The organism is Streptomyces sp. NPDC102270 (genome assembly GCF_044766405.1).
Lineage (GTDB): Bacteria > Actinomycetota > Actinomycetes > Streptomycetales > Streptomycetaceae > Streptomyces.
Genome location: NZ_JBIWLX010000007.1, coordinates 106,456 through 123,585, shown reverse-complemented (window position 1 = coordinate 123,585; position 17,130 = coordinate 106,456). Strand labels below are relative to the sequence as shown.

Genomic DNA, 17,130 nt, shown 5'->3' with positions numbered 1-17,130 from the left:
TGGGTGTGTTCAGTGCAGGTTGGTCAAGAAGTGGCGCATCCTTCTGGCATCCCTGAGGCGGTGTTCGTAGGTGGCGCCCAGTGCGAGCAGGAGCAGGCCGACCAGGGCCGGGGGCACCCAGCGGGGGAGTGCGTCGGTCACCTGGACGAGGTACGGGGCCAGTTCGTGCAGGGCGTCCAGGAGCAGTACCGCACCGCCCAGCAGGAGCGGGGCCTGGAGGTGGTGACGGGCGCCCGCCAGGGTGACCACCAGGGCCGCCAGGCCGAGCAGCAGGGGGCGCGTCCAGTGGGGGTCGGCCCAGGCCGCGAAGAGGCTCGGCACGAGAGTGGCGGCCAGGCCGGGGGCGTACGCCGTCCAGGACGAGGTCCGCGGGTCGCGGCGGTAGCGCAGGGCGCCGACCAGCAGGGCGGGGATCGTGACCGGGAGCGTGTAGGCCTCCGGGGTGTCCACCTCCCAGGCCGCCAGGCGGACCCAGGCGGCCGCGAGGAACAGGGCGACGGCCGCGTAGCCGACCGGGCGGCGGTCCGTACGGATCGCCGTGCCCGCGGTGATCACTCCGCACAGGGCCAGGACCGTGGCGAGCAGGGGCAGGTCGGTGGCTGCCAGCGCGACGGCGAGCAGCCCGGCCGCCGCTCCGGCCGCCTCCACCGGCACGGTGGCCCTCGGGTCGCCGAGTCGCCCGGCGAGCAGAGCCGCGGCCGCGGGGACCACCAGGACCAGCAGGGCGGTGTGTGGCGGCGACCAGTTGGCGGCGGCGCCGGTCGCGACGCCGAGTGCGGCACCGTGGACGAGGGCGGCCGGGGCCGTGAAGGGGGCGAGACGCCAGGAGGCTGCCGTGAAGAGGGCGATCAGTCCGGAGAGCACGACCAGGGTCGCGGTCTGGGAGGCGAGGGCCAGGAAGGCCAGGCTCGCGGAAGTGACCAGCGCGAGGACGAGGGGCGTGACGTGCTGCCTCAGGAACATCGCAGCCGCCAGGGCCCCGGCGGTCGCGGCGCCCTGGATCAACAGGCCTGCGAAGTAGGGGAGTTCGAGCACGGCGGGGAGGGTGAGTGCCGTGGCCCAGGCCAGGCCCAGTGCGCCTGCCGTGGCCCTGGGGCGCCAAGCCGTGTCCCGTACCGCCAGGGCGAGCACGGCCGCGACCGCTGCCATGACCACCGGCACCGCCTCCGCGTGGGGCGGCCAGGCCACGTCCACGGTCACCGCCGTGCGGGCGTCCGACGGCGCACCGGTCCACGCCCGCGAGGCCCAGGCGAGCGGGCCCAGCACGACGACACCGACGACGGGCAGGGCCCACAGCAGGGCCAGCGCCTGTACGGCCCCGGAGGCCCAGGCCAGACCCCGTCGCACCGTCTCCGGCAGCCGGTCGAGTCGGAGTGCCGCCAACAGGGCGATACCGAAGGCCAGATGGGCCGGGGCGGTCCACAGCTCGGGCAGCAGGGACCGTGCCGTGCCGCCGAGCGCGACCACCACGAGGAGTCCGGAAATCAGGGCGAGCCCGAGCGCCTGCCCGTTCGCCCGCGCCGCCCTACGACCGCCCTGCCACGCGGCGGCCAGCGCGATCGCGCTCGCGAGGAGAAGGAGCGCCGCCGCACGGGCGGCGGCGCTCGGGCCGGAGGCTGTCCAGGACAGCCAGCCGGCGGCCAGTACGCCCAGGCCGCCCGCCCCGTACGCACCGATCGCGGCGACCACGCGCAAGGACCTGGACGCCGTCCGGAGTGCCATGAGCGTGTCGAACCCGGCCGTCACCAGGAGCGCGGCCGTGAGCCCGTACGAGCCCGCGTCGGCCGCGATCGCCCAGAAGAACAGCGGGAGTTGGGCCGCGACCAGGGCGGCGGGGAGGGGCAGGCGCAGCGCGGACACGGGTGGCAGGAGGCCGTACGCCGACCAGAGTCCCGCCAGCAGGGCCGAGACGACCGCCGTGTACGGCGCCCCCGGGGTCTCCGGGAACACGGCCCCGTGCAGCGCGACCGCGTCCAGGACCGTCAGTGCCAGCCCCAGGCCCGCCACCGACTCGGCCGTCGAGCGCAGCCCGCGCTTCAGCAGCGGGAGCGGCGCGGAGAGCGCGGCCACCGTGACCGCGCCGAGCACCAGGGCCCGGCCGGTGATCCCCAGGTGACCCCAGCTGACCAGCGTGAACACCATCGCCGCCACGGTGAGCAGGACACCGCCGAGCACCAGGAGCACGTTCTGCACGCTCGGTGCGCTCGCCTCGGGACGAGGAGATGCGGCGGGCGTCGGTGCGGTCGGCTGCGGCGGTTGCCACTTCGGCTGCCAGTTCTGCTGGAGCGCGGTGACCAGCCAGGCGCGTCGGGCCAGCAACTGGGCTCGGCGGGCGTCCAGTTGCCACAGCTCGGCGTCGAGGAGCCGTAGCTCCTCGGCCGGGGGCGGGGTGTGCGTCATGCCCTGAAGTGTGGGCTGGGTCACGCGGCGCGACATGAGTACGGGTACTCAGAGCGTACTCGGATCCGATGTCAGACTCTCCCCATGGACTGGACCCGATACCGCTTCCGCAGCCTGTGGTCCCTGCCCGCGAAGCCCGCCGTCGTCTACGACGCACTGGAACGCGCCGAGGACTATCCCCGCTGGTGGCCCCAGGTGCGCGAGGTGCGACGGCTCGACGACACCACCGGCGTGATCACGATCCGCGCCGTGCTGCCGTACGACCTCGTCTTCACCGCGCGCGAGGTGCGGCGCGACCCGGCGGCCGGGGTGCTGGAGATCGCGATGAACGGAGACCTCGACGGCTGGGCGCGCTGGACGATCACCGCGGACGGCGACGGCAGCCTCGCCCGCTACGACCAGTTCACCGAGGTGCGCAAGCCGCTGCTCCGGCGCTTCGCCGTGCCCGGACGGCCGGTCTTCCTGGCCAACCACCGGGTGATGATGCGCGCCGGGCGGCGGGGGCTGGCCGCCTACTTGGAAGGGGTTGAAGCTGCTCGCCGGTAAGTGTGCACGGGGTCGAGTTGGCTCGATCGTGTGATGGTCCGCTCGCGAGCTTGCGGTGCCCTGGGCCGATCGGGCCAACGTGATCCTGCGATCTGGGTCGCCGGACACGGCGCCAGCGTGCGGGGCCCCCGCTTCACCAGAGAAATGGTCCGGGGCCTCCCCGTCGCCCCTGGCCGTACCTACCTGGCCAGGTCGCGCCGGGCGGCGTCCGTCAGCGGCCTCCGGCCGCGGGGGCCTTCCGGGATCGGACCACGCACAGGATGCGTGTCGCCGCCCCGGGGTCGAGTAAGCCGCGGACCTGGGGGTACCCCCCACGCCCTTAAGGCAGTGGGGGAGCGCCCAAGACCGTTTGGGGCGTGCGGCTGATGGGCTCACTCCTGCTCAGTCTTCAGGAACGGTTTGAAGGAGACCCGCGGGGACCTGTATTGTTCAGTGCGTTCCCGGGCGATTAGCTCAGTGGGAGAGCGCTTCGTTCACACCGAAGAGGTCACTGGTTCGAACCCAGTATCGCCCACCGGGAAAAGCCGGTCCGTCTCAGACGGGCCGGCTTTCTTCATGCCCGGTCACGCCGCCGCCGGCAGATCGGGGCGCAGCGGCCACGCCGGATCCACCGATTCCTCCGAACCGCTGCGCGCGAACCAGGCCTGCAGGCCCCGCGCCTGGGCCGCGTGCCACACCGCCTGCAGGTTGTGCAGCTCCGGCGGTTCCAGCCGCTCCAGACGGGCGGCGAAACGGCGCCCGACCGCCCGTACGACATCCAGCGCGGCCTGTGCGTCGGCCGCCGCGTCGTGCGCGCCGTCCAGAGCGACACCGTAGTGCTCGCACAGGTCGGTGAGGGTGCGGCGGCCCTTGCGGTAGCGGTCCAGGTGCTTGTCGAGGACCCGCGGATCCAGCACCAGCAGCGGCGAGGAATCCAGCCAACGGTCCAGCGACGAGGCGCGGTGGCGGCGCAACTCCCGGTCCAGGATCGTCAGATCGAACGGCGCGTTCATCACCACCAGCGGACGGCCCGCGGCCGCCTGCTCCGCCAGCGTCTCGGCTATCTCGAACATCACCGGCGCCGGCCAGCGGCCGTTGAGCTGGAGGTGTTCCTCCGTCAGGCCGTGCACCTCCGTCGCCCCGGCGGGCACCGGCACGCCCGGGTTGACCAGCCACCGGCTCACCCGTGGCCGGGTGCCCGCCGCGTCCTGGACGACGACGGCGGCCGACACGATCCGGTCGGTCTCGACGTCCACGCCGGTGGTCTCGGTGTCGAAAGCGGCCAGGGGCCCTTCGTACCAGCACGTCATATCTACTCAACCCCTTGTTCACCCACGGCAGCTGACGCACCGTCTTCTGCCCCGTTTGGTGATACCCGGGCTGTTTGCGACGTACGCCGGAAGGACACAACAGGAGTGCGGGTCTTTGCAGTTCAGCGGCCCGGTGTGGGATTCATGGGGCCCTTGTGAGGGCATGTAACTTGGCTTGGAAGGCTGTTGGTCATGGCGATAGCGCAGCCCGAGCGGGGCGGGCTGTTGCCCGAACGCACGGGCCCCCTTCGCGGGACACTCGCCACCACCGCCTGCATGGAGACACTGCAGGTGGGCTATCTGCACGCCGTCGCGGCGGCGGCCGGCTGCTCGTTGTCGCAGCCCTTTCCGGACAACGGCATCGACTGGCACGTCAGCCACGGCTCGCCCGGACACACCGTCGACGACGAGGTCACCATCAAGGTGCAGCTCAAATGCACCTACCAGGTCGCGCCCAACCCTCCCGGCCGCTCCTTCTCCTTCACGCTCGACAACGACCACCTGCGCAAACTCGCCCGCACCCCGGTGTCGGTCCACAAGATCCTGGTGGTGATGCTCGTGCCGCGAGCCCAGGACGACTGGCTGCGCGCCGGCCACGACCGACTGGACCTCAGACACTGCTGCTACTGGGTCAACCTCGCCGGCCACCCCATCACCGGCCGGAACCGGACCACCGTGCGGATCCCCACCAACCGCATCTTCGACGACCGGGCGCTGTGCGAGATCATGACGCGCGTCGGGACGGGAGGCAGACCATGACCCACCGCCCGCTCCAGGAGCCACTGCGTGTGGTACGCCCCCACCCGGAGGCCCACTGGGACCGTTCACCGACGCCTGCCGAGGTCGACCCGGCCGTCCTGAGCGCCCTGCTGCGCCGCCACGGCTGGCAGCGACGCGGCGGCGCCCCCGGACGCTACGGCCGCTGGACGCCACCAGGACCGGGCGGCGGCGGAACGAGCCTGCTCGTGCCCGAGAGCCGCGCCTTCCCCGACAGCGAGGACCTCCTCGGCGAGGCCCTCGTCGCCCTGTCCCGCAGCGGCACGCCCTCCGCGCGCGAGGTGCTCGTCGGCCTCGCCGTGCCCAGCGACGAGATCCGCTGGTGGCGGGATGTCCCGACCGGCCCCGCCGACACCACGCCCTGGACCGTCGAGGAGCAACTGCGCGCCGCCGCCCGCCAGACCCTGCTCGCCGGCGCCCTCGCCACGCGCGCGCGTGCCGGCTACTACGGCGCCCGTTATCGCCGTACGGCAGCCGTGTCCCTGGAAAACGTCCTGGTCGGCTCCGCCGCCGGTGGCCGCCGGCTCACCGCCTTCGTGCCCGTCGGCACCGGCCGCCCCCTCGCCGTCCGGCTCCACCAGGCGCTCCACGCCACCCGCGAGGCCATCGACTACCGGCGGGCCACCGGGGGCATGGACGCCTTCGACGGCGCCGTGGAGGCAGGCGTCAGCCGTGAACTCACCGAGGCGCTGATCGCCCTCGTACGCGGTACCGAGGGCGCGCGCATCGCCGTCGAGTGGGCGCCCGCGGCCGGGGTCCCCGACGGATGCGCGGCCTCCGCCGAGGCCGTGGAGTTCTCGCCGGGCGACCTGTCCGTGCTGCGCGAGGCCGGGGCCCGCTTCTTGCGCGAGGAGCCCTCCGTCGCGGTGCGGATCACCGGCACGGTGGAGCGGATGCGCAGGTCGGGGCCGCGCGGCGACGGATCGGTACGGCTGCGGGTGATAGCCGGCGCCGAGATACCGCACGTCCGGCTGACCCTGGACGAGGAGGCGTACCGGATCGCCGGGCACGCCCACCTCGTCGGACTCCCGGTCCGGGTGCACGGCAGGCTGGAGAGCCGCGGCGGCTTCCGCCGGCTCACCGGGGCCACGGGCGTGGTGCCCGTGCAGGTGGACGAGGCCGAGCGGGACCGGCTGATGAAGTCCCTCCAGGAGAATCTCGACTTCTTCGAGGAGGCCTGCGAAGGGTCGGGCGAGGAGCCCTTCGAGGAGTCCCGCGCAGGGGACTGATTTCGCGCTGGTGGGTGCCGGGTCGGTACGATCCCCTATTGCGCGCGCTCCCGGTATGGCGCCGCACCCACCTTCAGTCAGGAGAGACCGGTGTCAGACGTCCGTGTGATCATCCATCGCGATTCCGAGCGGGAAGAGCGCGTGGTGACGACGGGCACTACGGCCGCCGAGCTCTTCGCCGGCGAACGCTCGATCGTCGCCGCGCGCGTGGGAGGCGAGCTCAGGGACCTCGCGTACGTCCTGTCCGAGGGCGAGGAGGTCGAGGGCGTCGAGATCTCCTCCGAGGACGGTCTCAACATCCTGCGCCACTCCACCGCGCACGTGATGGCGCAGGCCGTGCAGGAGCTCTTCCCCGAGGCCAAGCTGGGCATCGGTCCGCCGGTCAAGGACGGCTTCTACTACGACTTCGACGTCGAGAAGCCGTTCACGCCCGAGGATCTCAAGGCCATCGAGAAGAAGATGCAGGAGATCCAGAAGCGCGGTCAGCGTTTCAGCCGTCGTGTGGTGACCGACGAGGCAGCCCGTGAGGAGCTGTCGAACGAGCCGTACAAGCTGGAGCTGATCGGCCTCAAGGGCTCCGCGTCCTCCGATGACGGCGCGGACGTCGAGGTCGGCTCCGGCGAGCTGACGATCTACGACAACCTCGACGCCAAGACCGGCGATCTGTGCTGGAAGGACCTGTGCCGCGGTCCCCACCTGCCGTCGACCCGTGCGATCCCCGCGTTCAAGCTGATGCGCAACGCGGCCGCCTACTGGCGCGGCAGCGAGAAGAACCCGATGCTCCAGCGCATCTACGGCACCGCGTGGCCGACCAAGGACGAGCTGAAGGCGCACCTCGACTTCCTCGCCGAGGCCGAGAAGCGCGACCACCGCAAGCTGGGCAGCGAGCTCGACCTGTTCTCCATCCCCGAGCAGATCGGCTCCGGCCTCGCCGTCTTCCACCCCAAGGGCGGCATCATCCGCCGGGTGATGGAGGACTACTCGCGCCGCCGTCACGAGGAGGAGGGCTACGAGTTCGTCTACACCCCGCACGCGACGAAGGGGAAGCTCTTCGAGCAGTCGGGCCACCTGGACTGGTACGCCGACGGCATGTACCCGCCCATGCAGCTCGACGAGGGCGTGGACTACTACCTCAAGCCCATGAACTGCCCGATGCACAACCTGATCTTCGACGCGCGCGGCCGCTCCTACCGCGAACTGCCGCTGCGGCTCTTCGAGTTCGGGACCGTGTACCGGTACGAGAAGTCGGGCGTCGTGCACGGCCTCACTCGTGCGCGTGGCTTCACGCAGGACGACGCGCACATCTACTGCACCCGTGAGCAGATGTCGGAGGAGCTCGACAAGACGCTCACCTTCGTCCTCGGCCTGCTGCGCGACTACGGCCTGACCGACTTCTACCTGGAGCTGTCCACCAAGGACCCGGAGAAGTTCGTCGGCTCGGACGAGGCCTGGGACGAGGCCACGGAGACGCTGCGGCAGGTGGCGGAGAAGCAGGGCCTCCCGCTCGTGCCCGACCCGGGCGGCGCCGCCTTCTACGGACCGAAGATCTCCGTCCAGACCAAGGACGCGATCGGCCGGACCTGGCAGATGTCGACGATCCAGCTGGACTTCAACCTGCCGGAGCGGTTCGAGCTGGAGTACACCTCGCCGGACGGCTCCAAGCAGCGCCCGGTCATGATCCACCGGGCCCTGTTCGGCTCCATCGAGCGGTTCTTCGCGGTGCTCCTGGAGCACTACGCGGGCGCCTTCCCGGCGTGGCTGGCCCCGGTCCAGGGGGTCGGCATCCCGATCGGCGACGCGCACGTGGAGTACCTGGAGAAGTTCGCCGCGGCCGCCAAGAAGAAGGGGCTGCGCATCGAGGTGGACTCCTCCTCGGACCGGATGCAGAAGAAGATCCGCAACGCCCAGAAGCAGAAGGTGCCCTTCATGGTCATCGCGGGCGACGAGGACATGTCGGGCGGCTCGGTCTCCTTCCGCTACCGCGACGGCTCGCAGGAGAACGGCATCCCGTTCGACGAGGCCATCGCGAAGATCGTGAAGGTCGTGGAGGAGCGGGCCCAGGTCTGAGGCCTATTGCGCGAGAGGCCCCCGGGAACTCAGCTTCCCGGGGGCCTTTCGTCGTCCTCCCGCGCGAACACCTGGAGCAGCCAGGAGGCGAAGGTGCCCGTCACCGCGCCGAGCAGGGCCAGCCCGATGGCCATCACCCCGACCGCGATCAGGCGCCCGAGCGGGGTGACCGGTACGACATCGCCGTAGCCGACGGTGGCGAGGGTGGCGCAGGTCCACCAGACGGCGTCGCCGAAGGTGCGGATGGTCGCACCGGGCGCGTGGTGCTCCTGCTGGTAGACGGCGAGGGCACCGGTGAAGCCCAGCAGAAGGGCCGCCAGACCGGCGTACACGATCACCCGCGCGTGCAGGGCGAGCCGGGGCCGTCCGTGCCGGCGCTGCACGGCCTCGTACATCTTGACCACCCTGAGCGGCCGCAGCAGCGGCAGGAGCAGCACCACGGTGTCCAGCACATGCGTCCGTACGAAGCGCAGCCGCTGCCCGCTGAGGCGCCAGCGCACCGCGTAGTCGACGGCGAACAGCGCCCAGGCGGCCAGCGTCACCCCGAGGCAGAGGTCGAGCGCGGCATCCGGGAGAGAGCCGGCCAGGACCTGGAGCGCGTACGCGGCGAGGAAGGCCAGGGAGGCGACGGCGAGGGGGATCTCGGTGCGCTGCTCCCAGCGGGCCGCTCGGTAGGCGGTGTCGCGGGGCGGGCGGTCCGGTGGGCCGTGGGTGTGCTGGGATCGGGTGCCGTGGGTGTCGGGTTCGTCGGTGCCGTGGGTCTCGTGACCTGGTGGGCCGTGGCCCTGGTGATCGCCGGTGCTGTGGGTCTTGCGCGCGTCGGTGTCGTGGCCTTCGTTCTCGCCGGTGCCGTGGGCCCCGCTTGCGTCGGAACCGTGCGCCTCGCGCGCGTCGGAGCCGCCGGCCCTGCGCGCGTCGTTTCCGTCGGTCTCGTGCCCGTTGCCGTCGGGGCGCGTGCCGCTGTCGTCGTCCACCTGCTCAGCTTGGCCCGGGCTGCTTTTCGCACAACCCCGCCGACACGGCGCGAACGGGCGAAGCAATATGCTGCTTTGCATGACGAGTGAGCCGGAGCAGCAGTTGGGAGTGGGGACGCAGGACGCGTTCCAGCGTCTGTGGACCCCCCACCGGATGGCCTACATCCAGGGCGAGAACAAGCCGACCGGCCCGGGTGCCGACGACGGCTGCCCCTTCTGCTCGATTCCGGCCAAGTCCGACGAGGACGGTCTGATCGTCCGGCGCGGCCGGCTGGTGTACGCGGTGCTCAACCTCTACCCCTACACCGGCGGCCATCTGATGGTCGTGCCCTACCGCCATGTGGCCGACTACACCGACCTCACCGAGCCGGAGACCGCCGAGCTGGCCGCGCTGACCAAGCAGGCGATGACGGCCCTGCGGGCGGCCTCCGGGGCGCACGGCTTCAACATCGGCATGAACCAGGGGACCGTCGCCGGCGCCGGTATCGCCGCTCATCTCCACCAGCACATCGTCCCGCGCTGGGGCGGCGACACGAACTTCATGCCGGTCGTCGGCCACACGAAGGTGCTGCCGCAGCTGCTGGGCGACACCCGCAAGATGCTGGCGGAGGCCTGGCCGGCCGAGTAGTGACACGGGGGCCGCCGGTCCGCGGCCCCCTCAACTCTGTGCGCCCCTACGCGTCGTAGAGATCCGCCTTCTGCGGCGCGACGTCCTGCACCTGCGTGCTCAGGAAGCCCGCCCGCGTGCCGAACTTCTCGGTGTCCACGCCGTTGTCCCGCAGGACCCGGATCGCCGCCGCGTGCACGACCCGCAGGACCGGGGTCGCGGCGCGCAGCGCGTCGTCGGCCATGAAGCGGTGCCGCCACGGCTTGTCCGCCCAGGCGTGCCGCAGACCGAACGGCTCGGGCAGGGCCAGCGAGCCGCCGAGCCAGTTGAGCAGCGGTGGAAACCGGGTCAGGGGCGCCCGGGCGGTGAGCCGGACCACCTCGTCCGCGTCGACCAGCGGCAGCTTGATCTTCTTGGTCTCCCAGAACTTGACCTGCTTGGCGACTTCTTTCTCCTTGGCCGCCGGCTTCGTGGTGAACAGTCCGTGCACCGGCCCCAGGGCGTGCCCGGTGACCTCGATGCGCAGCGTCTCGTGCAGCACGGTCACCGTGATCAGCATGGTCAGGACCAGCTGCCCCTCCCACAGGGTCCACTGGACGCCCAGGTAGTGCCGGTCGCCGCCGCCGAACTGCTGCTTGTTGCAGATGTCCTGTATCGCGTGGGTCTTGACCTGGTAGGCGTCCACGTCCGTGCCTCCCGGCCGGGACACCTCCTTCGCGCCCTCCGCGATCGGCGTGACGATCCAGTGGCGCACGGACGGCTTCGGGAAGCCGCCGGTGTTGATCGTGTTGCGTTCCAGCATGCGCAACTGGTCGTGGATGGAGCGGATGACGTCCCAGCTGCGGAAGGGGTGGATCTCCCGGGTCGGGTCGGCGGACACCAGGTCCTCGGCCAACTGCCAGCTGCCCCACCGGGTGCCCATGCCGAGTATCCCCTTGGGACCGGCGTAGAAGACCGAGTTGGACTGCTGTTCGGCGCTGAGCGTGGCCAGGGACTGGCGCAACTGCTCGGCCGCGGTCTCGCCGGGGTTGCTCGGCACCGCCTCGGGCACCTTCGCGCCGACGCTGCTGCCCGCCAGCAGACTGGCCCAGCGCTCCCGCAGATCCCTCGCGGTGCGCTCGCAGATCTGCTTGGCCCAGAACCAGCCGACCACGGGCAGGGCCACGCAGGCGCGTGCGTACAAGCCCCAGAAGCCGGAGAACGGCATCTTGATCAGGAAGAGCACCGCGAGCGCGCCCATCGCGACGAGCAGCGCCGTGGCGAACGCGCCGGCCTGCTTGTCCTCACGCCTGGTGATGTTGGTGCGCAGTATGAAGACCATCAGCCAGACGAGGAGCCCCGGCAGGAAGAGCACACCGCACAGCACCATCACGGCGGTCAGCCAGTTGTCGCGGTCCCGCCGGATGTTGTTCGCCGCGAGACAGTGCTCGACCACGACCTGCGGCTCGGCGCCGAAGGACTGGATGAGGGGCTTGCGGCCCGCGCCGAGCATGCGGGTGATCACGGCCGTGGAGAACGCCTCACCCAGGTTGGGGCGGAAGATCTTCGCCCACCTGCGGCCGCCCGTGACGGCCGACTGGTGCCATTCGTTGTTGGCCTTGAGGACCTCCTCCACCGGATTGTCCCGATAGGCCGCCGAGGCCAGGGCGAACGTCGCCGTCTGCGCCTCGTCGCCCGTGCGCGGCACCTGCGGACCGAAGATGTCCGCGTAACCGCCGTCAACGGTCATTCCCGCCCCCGATCGCCGCCGGACTCACCCACTGCGGCTTTCCCGACTTCCTTGCTTCGCACACCTGTTGATCAGGTCATCAGCGTATCCGTACGCGCTGACATTAATCGGCGGACGGCCGAAGCCGCCCGCCGATTCGGAGGGGAGCGTTCCATAAACGTCACCCGAGGGGCCCCGGACGCCACTTGTGCGCCGTCCGGACCCAACTACGAGGCGGCCCGCGCCTCTTCACGGATCCTCTCGGCGATCTGCGGCGGCATGGGTTCGTGCCGGGCGTAGGAGCGGCTGAAACGCGCGGTGCCGTGCGACAGGGACCGGAGGTCGACCGCGTACCGGCCGATCTCGATCTCGGGCACCTCGGCCTTGATGAGCGTGCGCCCGCCGTTGGTCTGCTCGGTGCCCTGCACCCGGCCGCGCCGCCCGGACAGGTCGCTCATCACGGCGCCCACGTAGTCGTCGCCGACCAGCACGGACACCTCGGCGACCGGCTCCAGCAGATGGATCCTCGCGTCGGCCGCCGCCTCCCTGAGGGCCAGCGCCCCGGCCGTCTGGAACGCGGCGTCCGAGGAGTCCACGGAGTGCGCCTTGCCGTCCAGCAGTGTCACCCGGACATCGATGAGCTGATGGCCGGTGGCGACCCCCTTGGCCGCCTGCGCCCGTATGCCCTTCTCGACGGACGGGATGAACTGCCGCGGTACCGCGCCGCCGACGACCTTGTCCACGAACTCGATGCCCGAGCCGCCGGGCAGCGGCTCCACCTCGATCTCGCAGATGGCGAACTGCCCGTGCCCGCCGGACTGCTTCACATGGCGCCCGCGCCCGGTCGAGCTGTCGGCGAAGGTCTCGCGCAGGGAGACCCGGTGCGGTACGACGTCCACCTGCACGCCGTAGCGGCTGCGCAGCCGCTCCAGTGCCACATCGGCGTGCGCCTCGCCCAGGCACCACAGGACGACCTGGTGGGTGTCCTGGCTCTGTTCGAGCCGCATGGTCGGATCCTCGGCGACCAGCCGGGCCAGGCCCTGCGAGAGCTTGTCCTCGTCCGCCTTGCTGTGCGCCTGGATGGCGAGCGGCAGCAGCGGGTCCGGCATCTCCCACGGTTCCATGAGCAGCGGGTCGTCCTTGGCGGAGAGGGTGTCGCCGGTCTCCGCGCGGCTGAGCTTGGCCACGCACGCGAGGTCGCCCGCGATGCAGTGCGACAGCGAGCGCTGCTGCTTGCCGAAGGGAGCGGACAGCGCGCCGATGCGTTCGTCGACGTCGTGGTCCTCGTGCCCGCGGTCGGCGAGCCCGTGCCCGGAGACATGGACCGTCACGTCCGGACGCAGCGTCCCGGAGAAGACCCGCACCAGCGAGATCCGGCCGACGTACGGGTCGGACGCCGTCTTCACGACCTCCGCGACCAGCGGCCCCTCGGTGTCGCACGCCTTGATCTCACGCAGCTTGCCGTCGATGGTCGTGACGCCCGGCGTGGGGTGCTCGAACGGTGTCGGGAAGCCGCCCGTGATCAGCTCCAGCAGCTCGACCGTGCCGAGCCCCTGCCTGGCGCCGTCGGCCGCGGGGGCGGCGGCCAGGACCGGATGGAACACCCCGCGTGCGACGGCCCGCTCCAGGTCCTGCACGAGCGTCTTGAAGTCGATCTCCTCGCCGCCCAGATAGCGGTCCATGAGGGTCTCGTCCTCGCTCTCCGAGATGATTCCCTCGATCAGCCGGTTGCGGGCCTCCTCGATCCCCGGCAGCAGGTCCTCGCCCGGCTCGGACTCCTTGCGCTCCCCGGACGAGTAGTCGAACAGCTTCTGCGACAGCAGTCCGGTCAGCCCGGTCACGGGCGCGTGCCCGTCGGGCCCCTGCGGGCCGCGCAGCGGGAGGTAGAGCGGCAGTACGGCGTCGGGGTCGTCGCCGCCGAAGGCCTGCGCGCAGATCCGCGTCATCTCCTCGAAGTCGGCCCTCGCGGCCTCCAGATGCGTGATGACGATCGCCCGGGGCATCCCGACGGCCGCGCACTCCTCCCACACCATGCGCGTGGAGCCGTCCACCCCGTCCGAGGCCGAGACGACGAAAAGGGCCGCGTCCGCCGCTCGCAGACCGGCCCTGAGTTCCCCGACGAAGTCGGCGTATCCGGGGGTGTCCAGAAGATTGATCTTGTACCCGTCCCATTCGACGGGCACCAGGGAGAGCTGTACCGAGCGTTGTTGCCGGTGCTCGATCTCGTCGTAGTCCGAGACGGTGCCGCCGTCCTCCACGCGGCCCGCCCGGTTCAGTGCTCCCGCGGTGAGCGCGAGAGCTTCCACCAATGTCGTCTTGCCCGATCCGGAGTGGCCGACCAGCACCACATTCCGTACGGACGCGGGGTGGTCGGCCGCTGTTGCCCTGCCGGCGGCTCCGGGGTGTGCGTTCGCCTTGTCGCCCATGGCCTTGCCTCCCGTGCACGGTGAGGTCTCTGTGGGCGCGGACATGCGGACCCGCGTGCGGTGCGGCTCCGGTGACGCCCGCGGTCCTTCGAGCTTTCCACTCCCGTCACGGTGCGTCCATACGACGGACGCGATCGCCCGGTGACCTGGAGGCCGCGAGCGCGTGACACGGCTACGGGTGCCCGGCCGTCACCCACGCGCGCGCGTGGCTACGATGGGCCAGCCGGTGGCCAGCAGGGGCCGCGCGGCGAAACCGACCCTCGGGAAGGCCATGCTGAACAAGTACGCGCGTGCTTTCTTCACGCGTGTTCTCACGCCGTTCGCCTCGTTTCTGATCAGAAGGGGCGTCAGCCCCGACACGGTCACACTCCTCGGCACCGCCGGAGTGGTCGCGGGCGCGCTGGTCTTCTACCCCATGGGCGAGTTCTTCTGGGGCACGGTCGTGATCACGCTGTTCGTGTTCTCCGACCTCGTCGACGGCAACATGGCCCGCCAGCTCGGCCGCTCCAGCCGCTGGGGCGCCTTCCTGGACTCCACGCTCGACCGCGTCGCCGACGGCGCGATCTTCGGCGGCTTCGCCCTCTGGTACGCCGGGGGCGGCGACGACATCACCCTGTGCGCGGTCTCCATCTTCTGCCTGGCCAGCGGCCAGGTGGTGTCGTACACGAAGGCCCGCGGCGAGTCGATCGGGCTGCCGGTCGCCGTCAACGGCCTCGTCGAGCGCGCCGAACGCCTGGTGATCGCCCTGACCCTGGCGGGACTCGCGGGCCTGCACAAGTTCGGCGTACCCGGCATCCAGTACCTGCTGCCGATCGCCCTGTGGATCGTGGCCGTCGGCAGCCTGATCACGCTGATCCAGCGGGTCGTCACGGTCCGCCGGGAGTCCGCGGAGGCCGAGCAGGCCGAGCAGGCCGAGCAGGTCGCGGAGGCCGTGCAGGCCTCGGACGAGCCCTCCGCCACCGGTCCGGCTGCCGGGGAGTCCCGGGAGCAGGGGAGCGAGGCCGCGAAGTGAGCGCCCAGGACCGGCTGACGGACTCGCTGTACGGCCTCGGCTGGGGCGTGGTGAAGAAGCTCCCCGAGCCGGTCGCCGTGCGCCTCGGCCGGAGCATCGCCGACCTGGCCTGGAAACGGCGCGGCAAGGGCGTGCTCCGGCTGGAGAGCAACTACGCGCGCGTGCTCCCCGACGCGAGCCCGGCGCGCCTCGCCGAGCTCTCGCGCGCGGGCATGCGCTCGTACCTGCGCTACTGGATGGAGTCCTTCCGGCTGCCCGCCTGGAGCAAGGACCGCATCAAGAGCGGCTTCGATCCCAAGGGCCTGCACCACCTCACCGACGGGCTCGCCGCCGGCAAGGGCGTCGTCCTCGCGCTGCCGCACATGGCCAACTGGGACCTCGCCGGCGCCTGGGTCACCACCAAACTGGAGACACCGTTCACCACGGTCGCCGAACGGCTCAGGCCGGAGACGCTCTACGACCGTTTCGTCGCCTACCGCGAGGGCCTGGGCATGGAGGTGCTCCCGCACAGCGGCGGCACCGCCTTCGGCACGCTGGCCAGGCGGCTGCGTGACGGCGGCCTGGTCTGCCTGGTCGCCGAGCGCGATCTGTCGTCGTCCGGGGTCGAGGTCCGGTTCTTCGGCGAGGCGACCCGTATCCCCGCGGGCCCGGCCCTGCTGGCCCAGCAGACGGGCGCACTGCTGCTGCCGGTGACCCTCTGGTACGACGACTCGCCCGTCATGCAGGGCCGGGTGCATCCCCCGGTCGAGGTGCCCGAGACAGGTACGCGGGCCGAAAAGACGTCTGTCATGGCACAGGCGCTGGCCGATGCCTTCGCCACCGGGATCGCCGACCATCCGGAGGACTGGCACATGCTGCAGCGCTTGTGGCTGAAGGACCTCGAGCCCCGGCCGTCGGACGGGGCGCGCTCGTGAGAATCGGCATCGTCTGCCCGTACTCCTGGGACGTACCGGGTGGCGTCCAGTTCCACATCCGCGATCTCGCCGAGTACTTCATCCGCCTCGGCCACGAGGTGTCCGTCCTCGCCCCGGCCGACGACGACACCCCGCTGCCGCCGTACGTCGTCTCGGCCGGCCGCGCGGTCCCGGTGCCGTACAACGGCTCGGTGGCCCGTCTGAGCTTCGGTTTCCTGTCGGCGGCACGGGTGCGCCGCTGGTTGCACGACGGCGAGTTCGACGTGGTGCACATCCATGAGCCGTCCTCGCCGTCGCTCGGCCTGCTGACCTGCTGGATCGCTTCGGGACCGATCGTCGCGACCTTCCACACCTCGAACCCGCGCTCCCGGGTCATGGTCGCCGCGTACTCGATCCTCCAGGCCGCCCTGGAGAAGATCAGCGCCCGGATCGCCGTCAGCGAGTACGCCCGCCGCACGCTCGTCGAACATCTCGGGGGCGACGCGGTGGTGATCCCCAACGGTGTGGACGTCGAATTCTTCGCCAGGGCGGAGCCGAAGCCCGAGTGGCAGGGCGACACGATCGGCTTCATGGGCCGCATCGACGAACCCCGCAAGGGCCTGCCGGTGCTGATGAAGGCCCTGCCGAAGATCCTCGCCGCGCGCCCGGGGACGCGGCTGCTGGTCGCCGGGCGCGGCGACGAGGAGGAGGCGGTGGAGTCGCTTCCCGAGGAACTGCGCGCGCGCGTGGAGTTCCTCGGCATGGTCAGCGACGAGGACAAGGCCCGCTTCCTGCGCAGCGTCGACCTGTACGTCGCCCCCAACACCGGCGGCGAGAGCTTCGGGATCATCCTGGTCGAGGCCATGTCGGCGGGCGCCCCGGTGCTCGCCTCCGACCTCGACGCCTTCGCCCAGGTTCTGGACCAGGGCGCGGCGGGCGAGCTCTTCGCCAACGAGGACGCGGACGCGCTCGCCGAGGCGGCGGTACGGCTGCTCGGCGACCCGGCGCGGCTGTCCGAACTGCGCGAGCGCGGCAGCGCGCACGTCCGCCAGTTCGACTGGTCGACCGTCGGGGCGGACATCCTGTCGGTCTACGAGACGGTGACGTCGGGCGCGGCGGCGGTGGCGGCGGCGGACGACGACCGGGGGTGGGGGCTGCGGGCACGGCTGAGGCTCGCCCGCGACTGATCGCCGACCTCGGGG

General features: G+C 71.4%; 13 protein-coding genes and 1 tRNA gene. 9 read left to right on the top strand and 5 right to left on the bottom strand.

Annotated elements, in window-relative coordinates; translation table 11 throughout:
• Window positions 1-9: 9 nt before the first annotated feature.
• Window positions 10-2,400: an SCO7613 C-terminal domain-containing membrane protein gene (locus ACIRP7_RS15670; RefSeq protein WP_403658712.1), complete on the bottom strand. Its 2,391-nt coding sequence runs from the start codon at window positions 2,398-2,400 to the stop codon at window positions 10-12.
• 84 nt (window positions 2,401-2,484) lie between these two features.
• Between ACIRP7_RS15670 and ACIRP7_RS15665 the strand changes: the two genes are divergently transcribed.
• Together ACIRP7_RS15665 and ACIRP7_RS15660 are read left to right on the top strand one after the other, a co-directional pair.
• Entirely contained in the window at window positions 2,485-2,946 is a 462-nt protein-coding gene (locus tag ACIRP7_RS15665) for an SRPBCC family protein (protein ID WP_403658709.1), read from the top strand.
• Window positions 2,947-3,388: 442 nt separating this feature from the next.
• Window positions 3,389-3,460: transfer RNA gene (locus ACIRP7_RS15660), tRNA-Val, on the top strand.
• Window positions 3,461-3,509: 49 nt separating this feature from the next.
• On the opposite strand, the gene ACIRP7_RS15655 is transcribed toward ACIRP7_RS15660, so the two are convergent.
• The gene (locus ACIRP7_RS15655) at window positions 3,510-4,235 is read right to left on the bottom strand and encodes a 3'-5' exonuclease (protein ID WP_403658706.1); all 726 of its coding nucleotides are present in this window, start codon (window positions 4,233-4,235) and stop codon (window positions 3,510-3,512) included.
• A 192-nt stretch (window positions 4,236-4,427) separates the two neighbouring features.
• On the opposite strand from ACIRP7_RS15655, the gene ACIRP7_RS15650 reads away from it, so the two are divergent.
• The 3 genes from ACIRP7_RS15650 (at window position 4,428) to thrS (ending at window position 8,308) form a co-directional block, all read left to right on the top strand.
• Entirely contained in the window at window positions 4,428-4,994 is a 567-nt protein-coding gene (locus tag ACIRP7_RS15650; RefSeq protein ID WP_403658703.1) for a DUF4365 domain-containing protein, read from the top strand.
• A complete protein-coding gene (locus ACIRP7_RS15645) occupies window positions 4,991-6,241 on the top strand; it encodes a hypothetical protein (protein WP_403658700.1) in 1,251 nt (416 codons plus the stop codon). Before ACIRP7_RS15650 ends, ACIRP7_RS15645 begins: the two co-directional genes overlap by 4 nt.
• A gap of 90 nt (window positions 6,242-6,331) precedes the next feature.
• Complete coding sequence (thrS, locus tag ACIRP7_RS15640) at window positions 6,332-8,308, top strand: threonine--tRNA ligase (RefSeq protein ID WP_403658697.1); 1,977 nt, start codon at window positions 6,332-6,334, stop codon at window positions 8,306-8,308.
• 29 nt (window positions 8,309-8,337) lie between these two features.
• Here the strand turns inward: thrS and ACIRP7_RS15635 are convergent, their stop codons facing one another.
• The gene (locus ACIRP7_RS15635) at window positions 8,338-8,949 is read right to left on the bottom strand and encodes a potassium channel family protein (protein WP_403659565.1); all 612 of its coding nucleotides are present in this window, start codon (window positions 8,947-8,949) and stop codon (window positions 8,338-8,340) included.
• Between the two features lie 400 nt (window positions 8,950-9,349).
• On the opposite strand from ACIRP7_RS15635, the gene ACIRP7_RS15630 reads away from it, so the two are divergent.
• Entirely contained in the window at window positions 9,350-9,910 is a 561-nt protein-coding gene (locus tag ACIRP7_RS15630) for an HIT family protein (protein ID WP_403658693.1), read from the top strand.
• 46 nt (window positions 9,911-9,956) lie between these two features.
• On the opposite strand, the gene ACIRP7_RS15625 is transcribed toward ACIRP7_RS15630, so the two are convergent.
• On the bottom strand, window positions 9,957-11,618 hold the full coding sequence (locus ACIRP7_RS15625; protein ID WP_403658690.1) for a hypothetical protein: 1,662 nt from the start codon (window positions 11,616-11,618) through the stop codon (window positions 9,957-9,959).
• A gap of 206 nt (window positions 11,619-11,824) precedes the next feature.
• The gene (locus ACIRP7_RS15620) at window positions 11,825-14,023 is read right to left on the bottom strand and encodes an elongation factor G-like protein EF-G2 (RefSeq protein ID WP_403659562.1); all 2,199 of its coding nucleotides are present in this window, start codon (window positions 14,021-14,023) and stop codon (window positions 11,825-11,827) included.
• Window positions 14,024-14,237: 214 nt separating this feature from the next.
• Between ACIRP7_RS15620 and pgsA the strand changes: the two genes are divergently transcribed.
• The 3 genes from pgsA to ACIRP7_RS15605 are packed head-to-tail and all read left to right on the top strand — an operon-like array spanning window position 14,238 to window position 17,115.
• A complete protein-coding gene (gene pgsA, locus ACIRP7_RS15615; protein WP_403659559.1) occupies window positions 14,238-15,035 on the top strand; it encodes a phosphatidylinositol phosphate synthase in 798 nt (265 codons plus the stop codon).
• Window positions 15,032-15,949 carry a phosphatidylinositol mannoside acyltransferase gene (locus tag ACIRP7_RS15610; RefSeq protein ID WP_403658687.1) on the top strand — a complete coding sequence of 306 codons (918 nt, stop codon included), beginning with the start codon at window positions 15,032-15,034 and terminating at the stop codon, window positions 15,947-15,949. Before pgsA ends, ACIRP7_RS15610 begins: the two co-directional genes overlap by 4 nt.
• A complete protein-coding gene (locus ACIRP7_RS15605) occupies window positions 15,946-17,115 on the top strand; it encodes a glycosyltransferase family 4 protein (RefSeq protein WP_403658684.1) in 1,170 nt (389 codons plus the stop codon). The genes ACIRP7_RS15610 and ACIRP7_RS15605 overlap by 4 nt, the downstream gene beginning before the upstream one ends.
• Window positions 17,116-17,130: the final 15 nt, after the last annotated feature.